General features: G+C 69.3%; 19 protein-coding genes and 2 pseudogenes. 16 read left to right on the top strand and 5 right to left on the bottom strand.

The annotated features are described in order from the left end of the window. Positions 1-6: 6 nt before the first annotated feature. A complete protein-coding gene (locus VPH43_RS21860; RefSeq protein WP_328579882.1) occupies positions 7-996 on the bottom strand; it encodes a LysR substrate-binding domain-containing protein in 990 nt (329 codons plus the stop codon). A gap of 73 nt (positions 997-1069) precedes the next feature. Between VPH43_RS21860 and VPH43_RS21865 the strand changes: the two genes are divergently transcribed. The 5 genes from VPH43_RS21865 (at position 1070) to VPH43_RS21885 (ending at position 8348) form a co-directional block, all read left to right on the top strand. Continuing rightward, positions 1070-1426, top strand: coding sequence for a DUF2917 domain-containing protein (locus VPH43_RS21865; protein ID WP_328579883.1), 357 nt, complete (start codon positions 1070-1072; stop codon positions 1424-1426). 97 nt (positions 1427-1523) lie between these two features. Beyond that, entirely contained in the window at positions 1524-1871 is a 348-nt protein-coding gene (locus VPH43_RS21870) for a trypco2 family protein (protein ID WP_328579884.1), read from the top strand. A 1-nt stretch (position 1872) separates the two neighbouring features. Beyond that, positions 1873-3432, top strand: a complete 1560-nt coding sequence (locus VPH43_RS21875; protein WP_328579885.1) for a trypsin-like peptidase domain-containing protein — start codon at positions 1873-1875, stop codon at positions 3430-3432. Further along, positions 3410-4408, top strand: coding sequence for an AAA family ATPase (locus VPH43_RS21880; protein WP_328579886.1), 999 nt, complete (start codon positions 3410-3412; stop codon positions 4406-4408). Before VPH43_RS21875 ends, VPH43_RS21880 begins: the two co-directional genes overlap by 23 nt. A 19-nt stretch (positions 4409-4427) precedes the next feature. After that, positions 4428-8348: a hypothetical protein gene (locus VPH43_RS21885; protein ID WP_328579887.1), complete on the top strand. Its 3921-nt coding sequence runs from the start codon at positions 4428-4430 to the stop codon at positions 8346-8348. Between the two features lie 62 nt (positions 8349-8410). On the opposite strand, the gene VPH43_RS21890 is transcribed toward VPH43_RS21885, so the two are convergent. From VPH43_RS21890 to VPH43_RS21900, 3 genes are read right to left on the bottom strand one after another with little or no spacing between them, the layout of a single operon-like run. Next, entirely contained in the window at positions 8411-9268 is an 858-nt protein-coding gene (locus tag VPH43_RS21890) for a class I SAM-dependent methyltransferase (protein ID WP_328579888.1), read from the bottom strand. 12 nt (positions 9269-9280) lie between these two features. Continuing rightward, entirely contained in the window at positions 9281-9631 is a 351-nt protein-coding gene (locus tag VPH43_RS21895; protein WP_328579889.1) for a VOC family protein, read from the bottom strand. Continuing rightward, positions 9628-9810, bottom strand: coding sequence for a ribbon-helix-helix domain-containing protein (locus VPH43_RS21900; RefSeq protein WP_328579890.1), 183 nt, complete (start codon positions 9808-9810; stop codon positions 9628-9630). Before VPH43_RS21900 ends, VPH43_RS21895 begins: the two co-directional genes overlap by 4 nt. Before the next feature lie 383 nt (positions 9811-10193). Here VPH43_RS21900 and VPH43_RS21905 point away from each other — a divergent pair. Beyond that, positions 10194-10433, top strand: a pseudogene (locus VPH43_RS21905) (methyl-accepting chemotaxis protein); the annotation flags it as partial. Between the two features lie 53 nt (positions 10434-10486). Here the strand turns inward: VPH43_RS21905 and VPH43_RS21910 are convergent. Then, positions 10487-11089: a hypothetical protein gene (locus VPH43_RS21910; RefSeq protein ID WP_328579891.1), complete on the bottom strand. Its 603-nt coding sequence runs from the start codon at positions 11087-11089 to the stop codon at positions 10487-10489. A gap of 197 nt (positions 11090-11286) precedes the next feature. On the opposite strand from VPH43_RS21910, the gene VPH43_RS21915 reads away from it, so the two are divergent. The 10 genes and pseudogenes from VPH43_RS21915 (at position 11287) to VPH43_RS21960 (ending at position 18915) form a co-directional block, all read left to right on the top strand. After that, a complete protein-coding gene (locus tag VPH43_RS21915) occupies positions 11287-12828 on the top strand; it encodes an FAD-dependent oxidoreductase (protein WP_328579892.1) in 1542 nt (513 codons plus the stop codon). A gap of 73 nt (positions 12829-12901) precedes the next feature. After that, positions 12902-13417, top strand: a complete 516-nt coding sequence (locus tag VPH43_RS21920) for a DUF4142 domain-containing protein (RefSeq protein ID WP_328579893.1) — start codon at positions 12902-12904, stop codon at positions 13415-13417. A 1-nt stretch (position 13418) separates the two neighbouring features. Then, positions 13419-13724 carry a cupredoxin domain-containing protein gene (locus tag VPH43_RS21925; protein WP_328579894.1) on the top strand — a complete coding sequence of 102 codons (306 nt, stop codon included), beginning with the start codon at positions 13419-13421 and terminating at the stop codon, positions 13722-13724. Between the two features lie 8 nt (positions 13725-13732). Next, positions 13733-14425 carry an RNA polymerase sigma factor gene (locus VPH43_RS21930; RefSeq protein WP_328579895.1) on the top strand — a complete coding sequence of 231 codons (693 nt, stop codon included), beginning with the start codon at positions 13733-13735 and terminating at the stop codon, positions 14423-14425. A 51-nt stretch (positions 14426-14476) separates the two neighbouring features. Continuing rightward, entirely contained in the window at positions 14477-15388 is a 912-nt protein-coding gene (locus VPH43_RS21935; RefSeq protein ID WP_328579896.1) for a DUF6929 family protein, read from the top strand. A 172-nt stretch (positions 15389-15560) separates the two neighbouring features. Continuing rightward, positions 15561-16784 (top strand): MFS transporter, encoded by a 1224-nt coding sequence (locus tag VPH43_RS21940; RefSeq protein ID WP_328579897.1) that lies wholly within the window; start codon positions 15561-15563, stop codon positions 16782-16784. 89 nt (positions 16785-16873) lie between these two features. Beyond that, positions 16874-17122: pseudogene (locus VPH43_RS21945) on the top strand (PAAR domain-containing protein); the annotation flags it as partial. A 298-nt stretch (positions 17123-17420) separates the two neighbouring features. Further along, positions 17421-18068 (top strand): hypothetical protein, encoded by a 648-nt coding sequence (locus VPH43_RS21950; RefSeq protein ID WP_328579898.1) that lies wholly within the window; start codon positions 17421-17423, stop codon positions 18066-18068. Then, positions 18065-18352 (top strand): hypothetical protein, encoded by a 288-nt coding sequence (locus VPH43_RS21955; protein WP_328579899.1) that lies wholly within the window; start codon positions 18065-18067, stop codon positions 18350-18352. Before VPH43_RS21950 ends, VPH43_RS21955 begins: the two co-directional genes overlap by 4 nt. 92 nt (positions 18353-18444) lie before the next feature. Next, a complete protein-coding gene (locus VPH43_RS21960; protein ID WP_328579900.1) occupies positions 18445-18915 on the top strand; it encodes a hypothetical protein in 471 nt (156 codons plus the stop codon). The last annotated feature ends 208 nt before the right edge of the window (positions 18916-19123 follow it).

Below are 19123 nucleotides of genomic sequence, written 5' to 3' on the forward strand. Positions count from 1 at the left end.
AGTGCCCTACCGCCGCGCTGCCTTGCGGCCGGCGGGGCGCTCCAGCGGCGCGGCTTCCGCAAGCAGCCAGCGCACGAAGTCCTGCGCGTCGCGCTTGTGGGCGGCGTGCGGCGCCAGCTCCACGAAGTAGGCCCGCAGCGACGCGGCGCTGCTGCGAAACGGCGCCACCAGCTTGCGCTCGCGCACCAGGTCGGCCAGCAGCGGCAGGCGCCCGATCACCACGCCATGGCCTGCCACGGCCGCGGCCACCGCCTCCGAATACTGGGTGAACCTCAGGGTGTTGGAAGGCTGCAGCGAGTCCAGCCCCATCAGCTGCATCCAGGGTTCCCAATCCATGGTGGGCGTGCCGTGCGGCAGGTCCACGGTGAGCAGGGTGTGGTGGTGCAGGTCGGCCGGCACCTTGAGCGGGCGTTTGCGGTCGGCCAGCAGCGAGGGTGCGCACATCGGCTGCACCGCCTCCTCGAACAGCAGCGGCCCGTTGCCCCTGGCCCGCGGCACGAAGCGCACGGCAATGTCGATGCCGCTGCGCGTCAGGTCCACGATGTCCAGCGTGGCCGACAGGCGCACATCCACTTCCGCATGGTCGGCCGTGAAGCGCGCAAGCCGAGGAATCAGCCAGAACGACGCGAAGCCGGGCGTACAGGTGATGGCCACCTGGCGCAACGCCGCCGCGGGCCGCACACGCGCCGCGGCGTCCAGCAGCCGCTCCAGGCTGTCGTTCACCGCGCGCTGCATCACCTTGCCGGCTTCGGTAAGCGCCAGGGCGCGGTGACGGCGCTCGAACAGCGGCGTGCCCAGGTTCTCCTCCAGCTGCTGGATCTGCCGGCTCACTGCCGACTGCGAGATGAACAGCTCCTGCCCGGCGGCCGTGAAGCTCAGGTGGCGGGCCGCGGCTTCGAAGGCATGCAGCAGATCCAGGCGCAGGCGGCTCGATCGTGGCGTGGGCGGCTGCGGGGTCTGCTGCGACTTCGCATTCCTGATTTGCATGTCTGGCATGCGATTTCAGCGTTTGTGACCCATGGTGCGGCTCAGTATATTCATCTGCACCGCGCATGCAAAAAGGTTTTCCATGAACGCCTTCCACGCCCCAGCCACCCTCACCCTGCCGCCCCGTGCACTGCACACCCTGCATGACGCACAAGGCACGCAGATCACCTGCAACGAAGGCTGCCTGTGGGTCACGCTGGACCATGACCCGCGTGACATCGTGCTGGAGGCCGGGCAGAGCTTCACCGTTCCGGACGCGCGCCGCACGCTTGTCTATGCTTTGAAGGCATCCCGGCTGGCCCTGCAGGCGCCGCGGCCCGCACCGTCTGCCAAGGCGGGCGGCCGACTCTTCCACCGCACGCTGGCCGCGGCGATTGCGCAGGTGATGGGCCCCGGCGCGCAGGCGATGAAGGCGACGCTGGAAGGCCCCGGCCGCTGATCGCACCGCATCCCCAAGACGTGGGATGCATCAGGTAGGCACGCGCACCTGCGAAGACTATGATCGATCGTCCCTTGGCTCACGTGGGAGGCCGGTCATGGCAGACGAGACGATTCCGCTCAGTGAAGTAGTCTCGGCGCTGCGCACCGAGATCCTCACCGCCGTTGAACAGGCCGGCTCGCCGGATCTCAAGTTCAAGCTCGGCGCCATCGACGTCGAGTTCACGGTGGTCGTCAAGAAGGAAGGCGGCGCGGACGCCAAGCTCAAGTTCTCCATCCTCGGCGTGGGGGTCGAGGGCGGCGCCTCCGGCAAGGTGGCACGCGAGCAGACGCAGAAGGTCAAGCTCTCGCTCACGCCGGTGTTCGTGGGCGCCGATGGCCAGCCGCGCGAGCGCCTGATCAACCGCGGCGACACCGAGCCGCTGGTCCGCCAACCCAAGAACTAGCATGCGTGCCGAGCGGGTCGTCGAGCTGACGTTCCGCGAGGGCGCCAAGGTGCTCAGCCAGGGCAGCGGCTACCTGCTCACGCCGCGCCATGTGCTCACGGCGCGCCACGTGCTGGCGCCCCGGGCGCTGGGCGCCCGCTGCAGCGTGCAGCCGCTGGTGGACCCGGCCACCGCGCACCTGCCGGACGCGCAGCAGCTGCGGCCGCAGCCCATGCCCGCCAGCGTGTGCTGGCTGCACGACGACACGCTGGACGTGGCGCTGGTCGCGCTGGACCAGGAAGTGGCCGTGGCGCCCGAGCCGCCGCTGCTGGGCCTGGTGGCGGTGGACGACCTGTATGCCCACCCTTGCGAATGTGTCGGCTTCCCTGCCGCCGCGGTGGACGCGAGCCGCCTGCTCAAGGGCAACGCCAGCTACGTGCCCACGCACAAGCGCTTTGACATCGACGTCTTCGGCACGGTCAACGCCGCGCAGTGGGAAGAATGGGCGGGCTTTTCCGGCTCGCTGGTGTTCAGCCGCGGCCACGCGATCGGCGTGGTGCACACGGTCGACGGCCGCTGGCAGGGCAAGCTCACCGCCACGCCGCTGCGGCGCCTGGTGGACGAGCCGGCCTTCCAGGCCTTCTGGCGCGCCGAAGGGCTGCCCGAGCTGCGCCCGCGCCCGCTCTCCGGGGCCGAGGAGTCGCCACTGGAATTCATCGTGGGCCAGTTGCACCTGCTGGACCGCAAGGATCCCGTCAATGCGGTGCTGGCCACGCTGCGCAAGCTGCCGCCGCGTACACCGTCGCGCGTGTTCGTGGTGCCGGGCCTCACCAAGGACCTGCACCACCGCTTCATCCAGCGCCTGGCCGAAACACCCGAGATGCAGCGCCTGCTGGAGCGCGAGACCAGCGCGCCCGAGGTGATCCAGACCCTGCCCTGGCCGGAGACCACCGTGGTGGACGACCCGGCGGCCGCGCTGTGCGAACTGCTCGCGCCGCTGTACCGGGCCGCACGCCTGCCGCCACCCGGCGCCGACGCGCCCCCGGAGGCCGCCCTGTTGCGGCAGCGCCTGGACGATGGCGTGATGCCGCGCGCGTGCTGGGCGCTGGTGGAGCGCCCACGCGCCTTTGGCGGCCACGCTGAGCTGTTGCGCCGCCTCATCGCGTTCTGGATGACGCTGGACGCGGGCCGGCCGGCCGCGCTGTTCCTGTGCATCGACTGCGAAGAGCCGCCGCCGGCCAAGCCCAGCCGCTGGCGCAGCCTGTTCGCCAAGGCGCCGCAGCCCGAGGCGGACCTGCTCACCGCCATCGACGACGCGCTGGAGCGCTGGGCCGAACGCATGGCGCCGGTGGACGAGCTGGAGGCCATCGTTCCAACGCACGTCACGCCATGGATCACCGAGCTCAAGCAGCAGCAGCGGCTGGGCCGCGTGCGCCCCGGCATGCTGGACGTGCTGGACCTGTCGCTGCGCAACGCGCTGGGCGAGGGCCTGCGCCTGGCCGATGTCGGCGTGCGCATCGGCCCCTTGCTCCACGACGCCACCACAGCGGGAGGGCCCCATGCCCGAGCTGCCGACAACTGAGATCGCCGCGCCCCTGTACCGGCCCTACGCCTTTGGCGAGCCGGTCAGCGAGCGTTTTCGCGACCCCGCCGGCTACCAGGCCGACGACGACCTCGACGCCGCGGTGCGGGTGGCGCTGCTGCTGGGCATGCCGCTGCTGCTGACCGGCGAGCCCGGCTGCGGCAAGACCAGCGTGGCGGGGTGGCTCGCGCGCCGGCTGGGCCTGGGCGAGCCGCTGGTGTTCAACGTCAAGTCCACCACCGCCGGTCGCGACCTGCTGTACGAGTTCGACGAGCTGGCGCGCTTTCGCGACTCCCAGGCCGGCCAGGGCCGGCCGGTCACCGACTACCTTCGGCTCAACCCGCTGGGGCTGGCGATCCTGTTGTCCACCTCGCCGCACGACCGGCTGGGCTACCACCCGGTATCGCACGAGGCGCTGGCCCAGCGCTCCACGATGACCGTCATGCCCGACACCTTCGGCCAGCGCCATGTGGTGCTGATCGACGAGCTGGACAAGGCGCCGCGCGACACGCCCAACGACCTGCTGCTCGAGATCCTGGAGATGAAGTTCCTGGTGCGCGAAGCCGATGCCTGGATCACCGGCAACCCGGCGCTGCGGCCGGTGGTCATCATCACCAGCAACTCGGAAAAGAGCCTGCCGGAGCCGTTTTTGCGGCGCTGCGTGTTCCACCACATCAAGGCGCCGGACGACGCCATGCGCAGGCGCATCGTGGTGGGCCGGATGCACCCCTTCGCTGCGCGTTCCCAGGCCTTCGACTGGGCCATGCGCCTGTTCGACCGCCTGTCCGGCAACCTCGGCCGCCCGCCGGGCACCGCCGAGCTGCTGGCCTGGCTGACCGTGCTGGAGGAGCGCGCCCGCACCCTGCCCCTGGCGCGGCCCGCCGAGCTGGCGGCCGGCACGCTGGGGGCGCTGGCCAAGACGCGCGAGGACCTGGACCGCGCGCTGGCCGCCCTGGCCGACGCCGACGCGCCCTGAAGCACCGCGGAGGCCGCCGGTGGCCGACTGGATCGACACCCTGCCCGTGTGGACCGGCTACCTGCGCAGCCAGGGGCTGCGCGTGGGCGTGGGCGACGAGCTGCGCCTGGCGGAGCTGGCGCGCCGGCTGGTTGAACAAGGCATCGGCATCCCGAACGCCACGGATGCCGCACGCTGGTTCGGCCCGCTGCTCTGCCACAGCGCGGACGAACAGCAGCGCCTGCGGGCCATGCTGCGCACCTGGGAGGCGATGCTGCTCCAAGTGTCCGAGCCGGCCGCGCCGCTCTCTCCGGCGCTGGCCGCGGCGGCGCGCAGCCTGCACACCGGCCGGCGTCGCCTGAACTGGCGCTCGCCATGGCAGGCGGCCGGCGTGCTGCTGGGTGGCGCCATCGTGGCCGCGGTGCTGTTCCTGGCATGGCAGTGGATGTTGCGCCCCGTGATGCCTGCGCCGGTGGTGATCACCCCGCTGGCCACCGGCGCCGATACGGTGGTGGCCACGGGCGTGCTGTGGACCTCGCGTGCCTTCAACGCCCTGCTGTGGCTGGCCCCGCTGGCCGCGGCCTGGGCGGTGCTGCGGCTGCGCCGGCGCGAGCTCACGGTGCTGTGGCGTGGCTTGGCGCCGCGGGATGCGCCCACCGAGGCGCGCACGCTGCAGCTGGGCAAGCTGCCCTTGTTCCGGCTGGAGGCGCTGCGTGCGCCGCTGGCGGACTTCCGGCGCCACCGGCTGGTGGACGCCGAAGGCATCGATGGTGCACGCAGCGCCGCGGCCACGGTGCGAGAGGCCGGCCGGGTGACGCTGGTGAAGGCCAAGCGGCCTGCCCTGCCCGAATACCTGCTGCTGGTGGACCTGCGCGGCGACGACGACATCCTCTCGGCATTGGCGGACCGCCTGGCCGGGCTGCTGCGCGAAGGCGATGTGCGCGTGGACCGTTTCGACTTTCACGGCGACCCGCGCCGCCTGCGCCGCATCGACCCCGCGGGCCGGGACGCCGGCACCACCGACCTCGAAAGCCTGCGCGCCGCCTGCCCCGACCACCGGCTGCTGGTGGTGTCCGACGGCGCCAGCTTTGGCGACGACCAGGGCCGGCACCTGCGCAGCTGGGTGGAGCGCCTGAGCGACTGGCCCGAGACAGCGCTGCTCACGCCGCTGCCGCCGGCGCAGTGGGGCCCGCGCGAACGCACGCTGATGCGGCGCGGTTTCATGCTGGCCGAGACCACGCCCGATGGCCTGAAGCAGCTCGCGCTGCAGTTCCGCACCGAGCGCAGCGTGGAGCAGGCGCTCTCCGCCGGCGCACGCGCCAGCCGCTTCGACCGCCGCATGGCCGCCGACCCGTACCGCTGGCTCACCGGCCACGCACCCGACGCGCGCGAGGCCGAGCGCCTGCTGCTGGAGCTGCGCCAGGTGCTCGGCGCCCAGGCTTACCTGTACCTGCAGGCGCTGGCAGTGTTTCCGCTGTTGAGCCCCAAGCTCACCCTGGCGCTCGGCCGTGTGCTGGGCGACGAACAAGGCCAGCCGCTGCTCACCGAAGCGCATCTCGCGCTGCTGTGCCGCGTGCCCTGGCTGCGCAGCGGCCACCTGCCCGACTGGCTGCGCCTGGCGCTGGTGCGCGACCTTTCCCCCGAAGCCGGCGAGCAGGTGCGTGCCGCCTGGTCCACCCTGCTGGCGCCGGCCGCAGGTGAGGACGCAGAGCAGCTGCCGATCGAGGTGGTGCGCCAGGTCGATCCGGCGCTCCCGGCGCTGGTGGCGCGCCTGCTCAAGCGCAGCCCGCGCTACAGCGAAGCGCTGCTGCTGGCCTTTCTCAACCAGGAGGATCTGCCCGAGCTGGCGGTGGCCCTGCCCGAAGGCCGGCGGCGCGAGGAGGACGGGCCGTCGCGCGGCTTGCTGCGCGCAATGGCGGCGGCCGCATTGGCCGCTGCCATCGCCGGCGCGCTGTGGCTGCCCGACTGGTGGGGCGGCGTGCAGCAGCCGCGCTGGGTGACGGGGCTGTGGTGGGGCGCGCTGGGCGCTGGCGGGTTGGCGGTTTATGCCTGGTACGCCCACCTGCGTCGCTGGACGCCCACCACCGAACTGCCCATGCCGCGCTTCAGCCGCCAGTCGCCCTACCTGCGGCTGGAGCGCGTGCGTCTCGACCCCGACGAAGGCCTGCTCATGGCCCGCGTGTACGCCACCGCCTGCCTGGGATGCGCCTTCCTGGCCGCCTTGCTGCAGGGCCCCGATCCGGTGTGCCTGGGGCGCGTGATGCTGGCCGCTCAGCTGCTGGTGTGGGCCTTCCATGCCAAGGACCAGCCGGCGATGAAGTGGTGGCCGGTGCTGATGCTCACGCTGATGAGCGTGGTGTGGCTGGACCGGGGCAGCGACGCGGGCGCCTCGCGCATCGAGCTGGGTGCGTGGCTGGAATACGGTGCGCCGGTGCTGGCCGGCTGGATGGCCGCGCGCCACGGTTGGCCGGCGGCGCGGGCGGTGCTGCTGCTCACGCTGCCCGCGGCCCTGCTGTCGTGGCCGCTGGTCGATCCCATCTCCGGCCACGGGCTGCTGGTGGCCACCGGCGGCAGCACCGGGCTGCTGGTGCTGTGCCTGGTGGTCGCGCGCTTTGCGGGGGATTCCGGCTGGCGTTCACGCTGGCGCAGCGCCGCGCCGCCCGATGTGCGGGTCGTTGTCGCCTTGATGTTGCCGCTGGGCGTGTCGATCGGCCTGTCGCGCAGCAGCGTGTTGGGTTTTGCTGTGGGCTGGAGCCCCGAGCTGCTGCTGCTGGCGTCGGTGTTCGGGCTGGGGCTGGCTTGGCATCGCGCCCGCTGGGTGGTGTTGCTGGCCGCGCTGGTGGCCGCGGCCGGCACACTGGCCAATGCCAATGAGTGGCCCTGGCCCATGAGGTTGGACCTCGGGCCCGGGCTGCAGACGCGCGTGACCACCATCTGGCCGATGGCGGTGGCCTCGCCGCTGTTTGCCTGGGTGTTCGGCCGCGAGACCGCGCGCGCCCTGTGGGAGGCGCCGGCGCTGCCCGTGCCGGAAGCGCCACGCCTGATGCAGGCCTTGGTGATGCTGGCCTTCCTGGGCGTGGGCATCTACCTCAGCGTGCCGTCGTTCAACGGCCGCCACAGCGTCGCCAGCCCCATCCTGCACGACTTCGTGCCCTTGCTGGCCGTGGTGCCGGCCGGGCTGCTGCTGCGGCGGCGCCGGTTGATCGGGCTGCTGGTGGTGGCCTTTGGCGCATGGGGCCTGTTGCTGGCGGCAGCCGTGCTCGCCAAGAGCATGAACCTGCCACCCGATGCACTGCGGCCGCTCGAACTGCCGCGCCAGCCCGGCAACCTGGCCTTGTTCCCCATCGCACTGGGCCTGGCCCTGCTGCTGAACCGCCATGCCGACCGCCTTCGCCAGCCCGCGCCTGAGCCGATCGCGAGCCCCAGGCCGCTGCCGCTACTCGACTGGGGCCGCTGGACCTGGCCCGCTGCGCTGCTGGCACTGGCTGTGCTGATCGCGCCCGGCTTCGTGCGGCGTGAACAAACCACGCCGCAGTTCGACCTGCCCGCCGAGCCGAGCGCGGCCGGTGCGTCGGCCCCGGTGTCCGTGCCGGCGGCAGCCGAGCCTGCGCCGACTGCATCGCAGCCGCTGCCCACGCCGGTTCCTGCCGCCAGCGTGCCCACGCAGGGCACTGCGCCCTACGTGCCAGTGCCCACGCGCAAGACGCCGCCGGATGTGGCCAGGAAGAAGGCCTCGAAGGGGCCGGTCGCCCCCGTGCGGACACAGCCCGACCCGGCTGAGCAGACGCCCGTCGAGCCGGCCAAGGCGGTCACTGAACCATCGGGGGCTGCCAACGAATCAGCGGATGCGCCCTCCCAGACGCGGCAGCGCCCGCGCATCGAGCAGCAGGCGCCGCCACCGGAGCCAGCGGCCGAGCCCAACCAGCAGCAACAACGGCCCAGCAGCGTGCAGAAGAAGTGACGGTCATCCGCCAGAGGTGCAGGCGCAGCACCTCACCGGTTGAACTCAGGACGGTAGCGCGCTTATCGGGTCGCCACCAGCAACTGCTCAGCACTGGAGGGCCGAAGCCCATCGGCACGGCCTGCGAAGTAGCGCTGCGTCAGCTCGTCGGAGGACACGTGGCGGGCGTGGGCGAAGCCGCAGTCGCGCGCCAGCGCCAGCATCTCGTGCGGCGCGAAGAAGCTGATGAAGGGTGTGCCTCTGGCCCGTGCGCCCTTGGCCACCTGCCGCAGCACCGCCTGCTCTTCCGGCTCGGTGAGTTCGACCGGCAGCATGAAGCTCATGACGAAGGTGGAGCCGGAAGCGAAGGCGGCCACCTGGCGCAAGGTGGCGGCGATCGCCTCCTGGGACAGATACATGCTCACCCCCGCCGAAGCGACCACGGCAGGCGCCTGCCGGTCGAACCCCGCGGCCTGCAGCCGCTGCACCCAGTCGTCACCGGCTTCGAAGTCCACCGGCACGAAGCTCAAGCCCGCCGGCAGGCCGAACCCTTCGTCGAGCAGGCGCTGGCGCTTCCAGGCCTGGGTGCTGGGCTGGTCGATCTCGAAAACGCGCAACCGCGACAGCAAGTCCGGCCTCCGCTGGGCCAGGCTGTCTAGCCCCGCGCCGAGCGACACGTACTGCCGCACGCCGGCCTCCGCCTGCTCGGCCACCAGGTCCTCGATGAAGCGGGCGCGCGCCACGATGGAGGCACGGCTGCGCCGGGTGTGCTGCGGGTGCATGTCGCCGCGCCGTCGCCAGCCTGGCGCGGGCGCCAGCAGCCGAAGGCCGACCTCGTCGTTCAGCACATGAGGCGGTGCGTCCAGGGCCACATGCAGGGCGCGCCACAGCGCGACGCGCGCTGCCGTGGTGTCGGGCGCCGGTGCAATGGTGCTGTCCATGGCCCGCCCGCTTCAGCGCTGCTTCGCAGCCGGGGCCTGCAGGCGCCAGGTGCGGCCATCGGGGTCCCGCACCATCATTTCCTGCGTGCCCCAATGCGTGGGCGCAAAGGGTGACACCACATCGACGATCGGCTCGGTGCTGAAGCGGTCGGCGTCCGCCACCTTGAGCACGACCTGCATCTCGGGCGCTTCCGTGGTGGGCACCTCGGCGATGAAAAGATACGGGCCATCGCCGTTGCGCAGCTGGCCGGAGTGGTGGTCGGTTTCGAATTCGAGGCGGTAGCCCAGCGCCTGGAAGAACTTGGCCGCCTTGCCCCAGTTGTGGGTGGTGAGGAAAACCGCTTCGATGCCTTGCGTGCTCATTTCGCTTTGCCCTTTCCGGATGATGTTGCTGTGGGTTTGTGCGCGTCGAGGTAGACACGCAGCGCTTCAGCCACGAGGGCGGAGAGAGAAAGCTCCGCCTCGATGGCGTGGTGTTTCACCTCCCGGATCAGCGAGACCGGCAGGTACACGTTGAATTGCTTGACCTCATCGCTTGCCATAGCCGCTAGCGTACTAGCATCCTAAAAAGATAGCCGTTTCCCTGCCGATGACCCTGCTCGCTGAAGGCGCTTCACCCGCGGCGCCCAGGCATTGGGCCAAGCCGCGTCGGCCGGCCGCTGGCAGGGGCTGACGCAGCTGAACGTGAGCCGGACGCTGGCGCTGGCCAAGTCGGGCAACGGTGCGGAACTGAAGGCCTACATGGCACCGCAGATGACCAAGACCTCGGCCGAGATCACCGAGGTGCAGAAGGCGCTGGAGGGCAGCGTCACGTCCGGCCCGGCAAAGGCCCAGTTCGCCGACATTGCGGCCAAGCGCAAGCGCTACATCGCCACGCGTTATCAGGTGGGTCAAGGAAGCCAAGGCCTCCATGGCGCAGATCGACCAGGCGGTGAAACGCGTGACCGACATCATCGGAGAGATCCGCACCGCCTCCAACGAGCAGTCCGACGGCGTCGGCCAGGTGAACATCGCCGTGGCCGAACTGGACCAGAACACGCAGCAGAACGCCGCACTGGTGGAGCAGACCGCCGCTGCGGCCGAAAGCCTCAAGGAGCAGGCGAACCGGCTGGCCCAGGCCGTGGCCGTGTTCCGGCTGGAGCGCGATATGTCCGCGATGGCCTGAACGCCGTCCCGGCGCGGAACCGGCAGGCTCAGGCCGAGTCCTGGCCGCCGCCGCTACCGGCGCCGCAGCGCCGCCATGCCGCCGATCACCAGGCCCGCGGCGAGCGCGCCATAAGTGACGGCCAATGCCGTGTTCGACAGCCGCTTCTCGAACCCGGGGGTCAACCGATCCGGCACGAGCTTGAGGTCCACCACGGCCGCGACCGCCGTGGTGACCGCCGCATCCGTGATCACGCCGGCCGTGCTGGGCCGGGTGCGCCGTGCCTGCAACAGCTCGAACAAGGCGCCCCAGAAGAAGGTGGAGGCGTGGTGCAACACCTGGCCCACCGCGGTGTGCTTCCAGTCCGGCTCGTCCATGCTCGCGGCCTCGTCGCCCCACACGATGTGGCTGGTCGCGTTCAAGGGCGCATAGGCCGAGCCGTTCTCGCGCCGCCCCAGCAGCATGAGGGCGGCCGTGGACAACACACCGGCCGCCATGCTTTCCATCGCCCAGGCCGAGGGCGACGCTCGGCGGCCCACCTGGCGGGCCGCGTCGGCGGCCGCATCGAGCCGCGGGGCGGCTGCTTGCTTCGCTGCGCTGGTGGCCTCGCGCAGGGTGTTGAGCGCCGCGCCGGCGGAGGACTTCACTGTGCGGTTGAGCTGGTCCATGGTCTGCATGGCTGTTTTCTCCGATCGGGTGGCTGTGCCTTCTGCGCAGGCAAGGAGCGTTCCGGTTCAGAACGCTTCCCCGTCAGGGGGCAAAGGAGTTGCAAAGCCTTACGGCGATGGGGCTGCCGGCGGAAACGCGGGCGATGAACGTGGCGTCTATCCGGAAACCCGTCTCACCAGCAGCTTGCGAGCCGAAAGGAGCCACGATGAACACGAACGGTGCTACCCGGTCCTTCTGGATGACTTCCGCCACCTTGCCGGCCTTTCCCAGCCTGCCCGGTGACACAGAGACCGACGTGTGTGTCATCGGCGGCGGCATCGCCGGCCTGACCACCGCCTACCTGTTGTCGCGCGAGGGCCGGCGTGTGGTGCTGCTCGAAGCGATGGACAGCCTCGCCGGCGGCGAGACCGGGCGCACCACCGCCCACTTCATGCCGCCTGACGACCGCTACTTCCACATCGCGGAGTCCTTCGGCGAAGAGGCTTCGCGCAAGGTGGCCCGCAGCTTCAAGCTGGCCACCGACCTGGCGGAAACCATCGCGGGCACCGAGTCGCCCGATTGCAACTTCCAGCGCCTGGATGGTTATCTCTACTGCCTGCCTGGGCAGGACAAAACCATCCTGGACAAGGAGCTGGCGGCTGCCCGCCAGGCGGGCGTGACCGTCGAGCCCCTGCCCCAGGTACCTGGCCTGGTTTTCGACACGGGGCCGTGCATCCGGTTCGCCCACCAGGCCCAGTTCCACCCCTTGCGCTACCTCGCCGGCATGGCCCGGGCCTGCGCGCGCCATGGGGTGGCGCTCCACTGCGGCACGCGGGCGCTGGAGATCGGCGGCGACGCGCAGCGGCAGGTGGTGAAAACCTCGCACGGCGACGTGCACGCCTCAGCCGTGGTGGTGGCCACCAACACGCCGTTCAACGACCGGGTGGTGATGCACACCAAGCAGTCGGGCTACCGCACCTATGTGGTCGCCATGGAGGTGCCCATGGGCTCGGTGCCACCACTGCTGCTCTGGGACACCGGCGACCCCTACTACTACGTGCGGCTCGCCGCGAGCGAACCTGCCTCCGCCACCGACCTGCTGATCGTGGGTGGTGCGGACCACAAGGTAGGCCAGGACACGCACCCGCAACACCGATGGGACGAGATCGAGCGCTGGGTGCGCGAGCGCTTCCCCATGGCCGGCGCCACCGCCCACCGCTGGTCCGGCCAGGTGATGGAGCCGGCCGACCCGCTGGCCTTCTTCGGCCGCAACCCGATGGACGACAAGAACGTCTTCATCATCACCGGGGACTCGGGCACCGGCATGACGCATTGCACCGCGGGCGCCATCGCGGTCACCGACCTCATCATGGGCCGCAGCAACCCCTGGGCCGACATCTACGACCCGGCGCGCAAGGCCACGCATGGCCTGGCCGAGTTCGTGAAGGAGCAGGCCAACACGCTGGCCCAGTACAAGGAGCTGCTGACCGGCGGCGACGTGAACCACCCGGACCAGATCGCGCCCGGGCAAGGCGCCGTCGTACGCCAAGGGGTCCACAAGCTTGCCGTCTACCGCGACGAAGCCTCCACGCTGCATGTGCGCTCGGCGGTGTGCACCCACCTGGGCTGCGTGGTCGCCTGGAACCCCGCGGAAAAGTCCTGGGACTGCCCTTGCCATGCCTCGCGTTTCGGCATCGACGGCAGCGTGCTGCATGGGCCGGCCGGCGTTCCACTGCCCGAGGCCCAGCTAGACACCCCAGGTTCGTGAAGGCCTGCCCCCGGGAACGCGGCGCGCCCCCGTGACGTCAATGCCGTTCCACTCACCCCTGAAGGACAAGACCATGCGCAAGACCATCCTCACCCTGACGCTCCTGGCCAGTGCCGTGTTCGCCCAGGCCCAGCCCGGGCCCACCGACGCGCAGATCGCCCACATCGTGGTCACCGCCAACCAGGTGGACATCGACGCCGGCAAGCTGGCCGCGAAACAGGGCTCCTCCGACACCGTCAAGCACTTCGGCCAGATGATGGTGACCGACCACACGGCGGTGAACCAGCAGGCCACCGCCCTGGTGAAGAAGCTGAACGTGAAGCCGGAAAAGAACGACACCAGCGCCAGCCTGAAAAAAGGTGGCGACGACAACCTGGCCAAGCTGCGCGGCCTGAAGGGTAAGGCCTTCGACAAGGCCTACGTGGACAACGAGGTGACCTACCACCAGGCGGTGATCGACGCGGTGGACAAGACGCTGCTGCCCTCCGCCCGGAACGCCGAGCTGAAGGGGCTGATCGAGAAGGTGCGGCCCGCGCTGGTGCAACACCTGGAACACGCCAAGTCGTTGCAGGCCGAACTGGGGAAGTGAGGTGCGCGCCCTGCCGCTTGCCATCGCCCTGCTCGGCCTGCCAACCGCGGCGTTCTGCGCCAACCACGTGGTCACCATCGACGGCATGAGCTACCAGCCGGCCGTGCTGACGGTCAAACGTGGCGACCGCATCACCTGGCAGAACAAGGACGTCGTTCCCCACACCGCCACCAGCGCCGGCCACTTCGATTCGAAGCAGATTGCACGGGGGGCGCAGTGGTCATGGACCGCGGGGCCGAAGGGTCGGCATGATGTCGTCTGCACCTTTCACCCTGGCATGAAGGCGACCGTGGTGGTAGCGGAATGAACCCGGCGATGAGCTCCCTCGCGCCGCGCATGGCGGACGACGCGGCGCTGCTGGCCGCCATGCGCGCCGGCGACGCATCGGCCTTCGAACAGCTGATGCGCCGCTACAACCGACGGCTGTACCGCGTGGCCCGTGCCATGCTGAAGGACGACGCCGAAGCGGAGGACGCGGTGCAGGAGGCCTACTTGTGCGCCTATCGCTCGGCGGCCGCCTTCCGCGGGGACAGCGCGATCGCCACCTGGCTGACCCGCATCGTGGTCAACGAATGCACCAGCCGCCTGCGGCGCAGCACCCGGCGCCACAACATCGTGCCGATCGTGGCTGGCCTGGACGCGGAGCTCGAGGAAAGGACAGGGATGCCCGACGACCTCACCCCACCCGACATCGACGCGCCGGAGCGAGCCCTGATGCGCGCCGAGATGCGCGCCCTGCTGGAGGCCAAGATCGACGAGCTGCCGCAGGACTACCGCACCGTCTTCATGATGCGTGCGGTGGAGGAGCTGAGCGTGGAAGAGACGGCGCAATGCCTCGGCATCCCGGAAGCCACCGTGCGCACGCGCCACTTCCGCGCGCGCAGCCTCCTGCGCGAGTCGATCGCGCAGGAGATCGACGTGGCGCAGCGCGGCGCGTTCGATTTCGACGGCGAACGCTGCGACCGCATCGTGCAGGGCGTGTTGCAGGCGGTGCGCAACACGCCTTGAAGCCCGCTCGCTGACGGCGGCCCAGCGGCGCTGGCGCAAGCACAATGCCGCATGCTCACCCCCCAGCTGGTGCGCCGGCTCACCCTGGGCCCAGGCGACCACCCCGAAGGCCGGCCGCACATCAGCGCAGCCAGCGGGCTGGTGCGGGTGGGTGGCTCGCTGTTCATGGTGGCCGATGACGAGCGCCATCTGGTGCAACTGGCGGCGGAGCGCATCGCCGATGCACCGCTGCGGCTGGTGCGCCTGGCGCCCGGCCCGCTGCCCGCGGAACCAGTGGCGCGCAAGAAAGCCAAGCCGGACCTGGAGGCCCTGGTCCACCTGCCCGGTGCATCGTCGTCCCCGGCGCTGCTGGTGGCCCTGGGCTCCGGCTCGCGGCCGCAACGAGACCAGGCCTTCGTGTTCCAGGTGGACGAGGCCGGCGCCCTGGCCGGCCCCGCGGTGGCGGTGGCCATGGGCGCGCTGTGCGCCGCCCTGCGGCAGCGATTTCCAGAGCTCAACCTCGAGGCCGCCTTTGTGCAGCACGGGCACCTGCACCTGGTGCAGCGGGCCCATGGCGGGCAGCCGCTGAACGGCCTGGTGCGCCTGCCGATCGAGGCCGTGCGCCATTGGCTTGAAGGCACGACGCCCACCGCACCGGCCCCTGCTTCAGTGGATCTGCTCGACCTGGGCCAGGTGGATGGTGTGCCCCTGGGCATCACCGACGCCGCCGCCTGGCCGGCCGGTGGATGGATCTTTTCAGCGGTGGCCGAGGACACCTCCAACGCCTACGACGACGGCCGCTGCGTCGCCTCGGTGATCGGCCGGGTGGACCCGCACGGCCGGGTGGCCCGGTGCGAGCCGCTCCACGGCGCCCCCAAGGTCGAAGGCATCGCCGTGGCCGGGCCCGGCCTGCTCTGGATGGTGACCGACGCGGACGATCCCGCCCGGCCGTCCGAGCTGCTGCAGCTGCGCTGGCAGGCCTGATCCCACGCCCGCAACGCGGGCGCGGTGATGGTTCGCCCCACCGGATGTCGATCCGGCGGGTGCTCGATCGTCGTCATTCACGACACCCTTGTTACTCGCGCCGCCGGGCGGGGCCGCAGTAGCCTGCCCGCGAATCAACCGCATCAGCCAAGGACCCACCATGCCCTCCGGGATGAATGTTTTGCACACCCACTACCGTTGGATCATCGTTGCCGCGGGCGGCCTGCTCGGCTGCGTGGCGATCGGAGGGCTGTTTTCGCTGCCGGTGTTCCTGCGGCCCATCGCGCAGGACACGGGCTGGTCCACCACCGGCATCTCCACTGCCATGACCTTCGCCTTCCTGGCGCTGGCGGTCGGCAGCATCGGCTGGGGCGCCTTGTCCGACCGCGTCGGCCCGCGGATCGTGGTATTCACCGGTGCGGTGCTGCTCACTGCCGGCCTGGCGCTGGCGAGCCTGGCAACGTCGCTGCTGGCGTTCCAGCTGTTGTTCGGCGGGGTCGTGGGGCTGGCCGCCGCGGCGATCTTTGCGCCCATGATGGCCTGCGTGACCGGCTGGTTCGACACGCGCCGCAGCCTGGCGGTGTCGCTGGTGTCGGCCGGCATGGGCATGGCGCCCATGACCATGTCGCCGCTGGCCGCCTGGCTGGTGCAGGGGCACAGCTGGCGCACGTCGCTGCAGATCATTGCTGGGCTGGTGGCCGCCATCATGCTGCCGGTGGCGCTGCTGGTGCGCCGCCCGCCCGCGCTGGCTCAAGCCTCCGCCGCGGCAACATCACCCGGCACCGCGCACGAACCCGCCTTGTCTGTGGGCCAGGCGCTGCGCTCCGCGCCCTTCCTCATCCTGGTGACGACCAGCTTCCTCAGCTGCGCCACCCACTCCGGGCCGATCTTTCACACCGTGAGCTACGCCGTCACCTGCGGCATCCCGCTGATGGCGGCGGTGTCGATCTACAGCCTGGAAGGCCTGGCCGGCATGGGCGGCCGGCTGGTGTTCGGCCTGCTGGGTGACCGCTTTGGCGCTGCGCGCGTGCTGGTGCTGGCACTGCTGGCCCAGGCGATCGTGGTGCTGGGCTATGTGGCCGCGCGCCAGCTGGGCAGCTTCTACCTGGTGGCCGCGCTGTTCGGCTTCACTTATGCAGGCGTGATGCCGCTGTTTGCCGTGATCGCACGCGAGAACTTTCCGCTGCGCATGATGGGCACGGTGATCGGCGGCACCACCATGGCCAGCAGCCTCGGCATGGCGCTGGGGCCGGTGCTGGGCGGGCTGATCTACGACTCGACGTCCAGCTACACGTGGCTGTTCATCGGGGCGTTTGCGCTGGGGATCGGGGCTTCGCTGGCGGCAGTGGCGTTCACGCGGTTGCCGCGAGGGCGGATGGTGGCTGCAACAGCGTAAGCGTAGCGACGCCAAGCCCTCTTCAGGGGGATGTCACTGAGGCCGGCGCATCGATACCATCCCGCGCCAAACACAAGCGGGAGGAGAAGGTGCCCTCAAGACCTTTCATCGTGATCGGCGACAAGACCGATCACGGAGGGGAAGTGGTTGCTGCGTCGGCCGTCAGCTTCACAGGCGAGAAGATGATTGCCCGCGTTGGCGATCAAGTCACCTGCCCGAAACGGGGCCATGGGCCGACCACTATCGTGACCGGTGATCCGACGATGCTGGTCGATGGCAAACCGGTGGCGCGCCATGGCGACCTCTGCGCCTGTGGTGCCAGGTTGATCGCATCCCAATACGTCAGCTACACCGATGACGGAAGTGCGGCGGCTGCTGCTACACCGCCGGCCGCACCAGCACCGCCGCAGAGCCCGTCACAGGCAGCCGCTGCCCTTCTCGTAGCCGAGAAACCGAAATACGACCAGCGCTTTCTGGTAAAGGACCGTGCGACGGGAAAGCCGCTCGTCAACGTGCCGTATCGGGTGTCCATCGCTAGCACAGGCCAATTCATCACCGGCCAGACCAGCGCCGATGGCATGACCGACGCCATCTCTGCCGACATGCCCTTCACCGCGACACTCGAGGTTCCGTACTATGGCCACAGCGACAGCACCCCTCACGCCGACAGCGGACACGACGCCTGCAGTTGCTAGCGTCGATGTGCCGCTGGAGCCGAGCGGCGCTGCATGGGTTAACCGCTTTCCCACCAGCAAGTCCATCGATGATTGCGAAGAACCGTTCAAAACCGGCTTGCAGTCGTTCGTGAACGCGCTGGAGGCAGCCGGCGCGGAAGTCACCATCGCCGCGACCTACCGCCCGCCGGAGCGGGCGTACTTGATGCACTGGGCTTACATGATCGCGAAGAAGGACCAGGATCCGCAGAAGGTGCCGTCGATGGACGGCGTGCAGATCCAATGGGCGCACCAGGACGCGGAAGGCAAGTACTCGAAGACCGCTTCCGTGCAAGCAGCCAAGGACATGGTGAACGCCTATGGCATGCAGGCGCTCAACGTGGCGCCCTCACTGAAGAGCCGCCATACAGACGGCAAAGCGGTCGACATGAACATCAGCTGGTCAGACACCTTGAAAATCAACGACGCAGAAGGCAAGGAGGTGGAGATCAAGACCACCCCGCGCACGGGCATGAACACTGAACTCCACGCGGTGGGCAAGAGCTACGGCGTGGTGAAGTTCTATCTCGGGGCAGTGGACAAGCCCCATTGGTCAGAGGACGGAAAGTGAAGCATCTCTTCGCGATGGTTCCGGTGTGGGTCCTTCTTGCGTGTGCAACCTCAAACCCCATGCCGGAGGATGTGTCGAGATTCACTGAGCAACGAGATCGTTGCGACACACTGCGCGGCGAGTTGTCCGGCGAGGGTGTGGTGGATCGCGATGCCATCGATGCGATCAATCACTACTGCAAAGGGAGCGACAAGGCGCTCGCTGATTTGCTGAAGAAGTACGTGGGCAACAAGCCTGTTCTCGATCGGCTCAACCAGTACGAACCTACCATCGAAGCACGTTGACCAACGTGCTTTCACCTCGATGCAGTGCAGCCTCGAAGGCGTGCTGTTGAGGTACAGGCCTCGCATTCGCAACACACCCGCCAGAGTTCGAAATGCTTCATCGCTATCTCGCCCGACAGTACGTTGAACTGTTCTTCTCTACCGGGTCGATTCGCATCGGGTCGTTAGGCCTGTACCGTGATATGGAGAACTCAAAAAGCGATCTCCTTCGTGGGGACGCGGCGGAGGGAGTTTCCAGGACGACAGTTTTGGGAAATCACGATGAACTCACGCCGGAGAACATCCCCCCGTCGCTCCGCGGCATCATTGGTTTCTCACCGCCTGAGCCGGGCCAAAAAAGAACCGAATCGGTGCGCGACATTCGTTTCGAAGGCTTTGAGATAGACGACAGTGCCCGCAACCTCTATGTCATGTGTTTGAGCAATGCAAGGTCCTATCGACTGGCCAGACACTTTGGTGTCGATGCATGCATTTCAATACTTGATACAGATTCATTCTTCGCCTCTATCAATCGTCGCTTGCAAGGGTCGGCACGCTTCTTGGGCGTGCACAACTGCGTATAGCACTACCTGAACGAGAATGCGCGGACTTGGGGCGCGGTACTCAAGGAGCACCGAATTTGCACAGACGGAATGTCGATTGAGCGAGAAAAGGAAGTTCGCGGCTTGTGGTTTCCAACGCCAGGTTCACAACAACCGTCGTCCTTGACGATTGACTGTCCTGAAGCAGCCGCATTCGCAGAACCGTACTATTTGTGATCCTCGCCCCGTG

It is taken from the genome of Ideonella sp. BN130291 (genome assembly GCF_036231905.1).
Lineage (GTDB): Bacteria > Pseudomonadota > Gammaproteobacteria > Burkholderiales > Burkholderiaceae_C > CAMLIZ01.